Raw genomic sequence first — 2,542 nt, forward strand, 5'->3', positions numbered from 1 at the left:
GCCAGCCGATCCTGGGCATCACCTACGGTCCGCAGATCCAGGTCTATTACCTGATCGCGGCCTGGCTGTTCGTCAGCACGATAGCGATGTTCGCCTTTACCCAGACACCGCTGGGCCGGATCATCAATGCCGTGCGGGACAACCCGGAACGGGTTGAGTTCATTGGCTACAACACGCAGTTCGTGCGCTATTTCACCTTGATCCTGTCGACCTTCTTCGCCGGTATCGCCGGCGGTCTGTCGGCCATCAATTTCGAGATCGTCAGCGCCGAAAACGTCAGCGCCTTGCGCTCCGGCGGCGTGTTGCTGTTTACCTTTATCGGCGGCGTGGGTTTCTTCTTCGGGCCGATGATTGGCGCCATCGTCGGCGTCTTCCTGACCGTGCTGCTGTCGGAATTCACCCGCGCCTGGCAGCTTTACCTGGGCGTGTTCTTCATCCTGATCGTGACCTTTGCACCCTATGGCATCGCCGGCATCATCATGCTGAATTTGCGGGTGCTCAAGTACGGGCTTTATGGCCGCATACGCGACAGCCTGCTGGCCGTGTGCGGGGCGGCGCTGGTCGGATTTGTCGGATTGTCCGCGCTGATCGAAATGTTTTATCACCAGACGCTGGATGCCGCCAGTGGCACCCTGATCAAGGTTTATGGTTTCGGTGTCGATACCGCCAATCCGTCCCACTGGATTGTCCCGGCCGTGGTGTTCCTGATCGGTGCTGCACTGTTCGTGTGGACCTTGCGGCGCTTCCGGCAGGACTGGAGCGAGGTCAGTACCGAGATCGAGGCGCGTATCGCAAAGGGGGAGGCATGAGCACGGGCGCATCGGCAGTCGAATTGCGCGACGTGCGCAAGAGTTTCGGCAAATCCGAAATCATCCGTGGCGCTTCGCTGGCTGTGCCAGCGGGTGAACGTTACGCCATCATTGGCCCTAACGGGGCCGGCAAGTCGACACTGTTCAACCTGGTTTCAGGCCGCTTTCCGATGACGTCGGGAGAAATCCTGCTCAATGGCCAAAGCATCCGCGGCCTGCGTCCGTTCGAAATCAATCGGCGGGGCCTGTCGCGCAGCTTCCAGATCACCAATATTTTCCACCGCCTGAGCGTGTTCGAGAACTTGCGTTGCGCGGTACTCTGGTCGCTGGGCTACAAGTATTCGTTCTGGCAGCGGCTGGAGGGGCTGCGCGATGCGCGCGAACGCGCCGAACAGGTGCTGGAGCAAATCGGCCTGAAGCGGCGCCGCGATACGGCGGCGGGACTGCTGACGTATGCAGAACAGCGCGCACTCGAAATCGGCATCACGATTGCCGGCGGCGCCGATGTGATCCTGCTGGATGAACCGACCGCCGGCATGAGCCGCTCGGAATCGGACAATGCGGTCGAACTGATCCGCCGTGTCACGGTCGGCAAGACGCTGCTGATGGTGGAGCACGACATGAGCGTGGTGTTCGGCCTGGCCGACAAGATCGCCGTGGTGGTGTACGGCGAAGTGATTGCCTGCGACACCCCGGCCAACATCCGCGGCAACGCCCGGGTGCAGGAAGCCTACCTGGGCACGCACGCACCGGCCGGGAGCACGACATGAGCGCCATGCTGGAAATCAAGGATTTGCACGCCTACTACGGCAAGAGCCATGTTTTGCATGGCGTTGACCTGACCGTCGGCGAAGGAGAAATCGTCAGCCTGCTGGGGCGCAATGGCGTCGGCCGTTCGACCACGGTGAAGGCGGCCATGGGCATGGTCAGCGCGACCGGATCGATTCGCTTCAAGGACTGTGAAATGATCGGCCTGAAGGCCTTCGAGATTGCCCACAAGGGACTGGGCTATGTGCCCGAGAACCGCGACATATTCCCGACCCTGACGGTCGAGCAGAACCTGATGCTGGGCGAGAAAAAAAAGGGACTGTCGCGCTGGTCTCTGGACGACATGTACCGCATGTTCCCGCGCCTGAAAGAGCGCCAGCATGTACAGGCCGGCGTGCTGTCCGGCGGCGAGCAGCAAATGCTGACCTTGTGCCGCACCCTGATGGGCGACCCTGACCTGATCATGATCGACGAGCCGACCGAAGGACTGGCGCCAAAGAACGTGGAACTGGTCGCCGAGTATTTGCTGGCGCTGAAGAACCGTGGCATCTCGGTGCTGCTGGTCGAGCAGAAACTGGCCATCGCGCTGGAAATTTCGCAGCGCGTGTATGTGATGGGACATGGTGCGATCGTATTCGAGGGTGCGCCCGCCGACTTGCGCGCCAATGCCGGCATCCGCAGGGAGTGGCTGGAGGTCTAGCCGGAGGTTTGCCATTGGGCTGCCGCCGGGCTACTGCTGGGCGACCGCTCCCCAGCGAAAAAGACGATCGTGCTTTTAGTGCGGTATATTGCCGGACACCGTGCATGCATGGCGCGCAGGGCGCGCCAATAAAAAGGAACAGACATGACTGCTGAATACAAGACAGACGGCGCGGTTGCCGTCATCACATTGAACAATCCGCCGGTAAACGGCCTCGGTCATCCGACCCGCAGCGCAATCGCCGAGGGCATGCGGCGTGCGCTGG

At 61.3% G+C, this 2,542-nt stretch carries 3 protein-coding genes; all 3 read left to right on the plus strand.

All coding sequences use genetic code 11. The features are described from left to right. The coding region (locus Q7T64_RS05500; protein WP_304792489.1) for a branched-chain amino acid ABC transporter permease at positions 1–809 on the plus strand (809 nt) is incomplete at its 5' end. Continuing rightward, positions 806–1,579: an ABC transporter ATP-binding protein gene (locus Q7T64_RS05505; RefSeq protein ID WP_304792492.1), complete on the plus strand. Its 774-nt coding sequence runs from the start codon at positions 806–808 to the stop codon at positions 1,577–1,579. The genes Q7T64_RS05500 and Q7T64_RS05505, both read left to right, overlap by 4 nt. 5 nt (positions 1,580–1,584) lie before the next feature. Then, on the plus strand, positions 1,585–2,277 hold the full coding sequence (locus tag Q7T64_RS05510; protein ID WP_370653258.1) for an ABC transporter ATP-binding protein: 693 nt from the start codon (positions 1,585–1,587) through the stop codon (positions 2,275–2,277). Positions 2,278–2,542 lie beyond the last annotated feature (265 nt).

Origin of the sequence: Lacisediminimonas sp. (assembly GCF_030645335.1) — a bacterium.
Classification (GTDB): domain Bacteria; phylum Pseudomonadota; class Gammaproteobacteria; order Burkholderiales; family Burkholderiaceae_D; genus Lacisediminimonas.

Coding starts and splice junctions, on each gene's coding strand:
- Q7T64_RS05505 (WP_304792492.1), top strand. CDS start 806: ATGAGCACGGGCGCATCGGCAGTCGAATTGCGCGACGTGCGCAAGAGT.
- Q7T64_RS05510 (WP_370653258.1), top strand. CDS start 1,585: ATGCTGGAAATCAAGGATTTGCACGCCTACTACGGCAAGAGCCATGTT.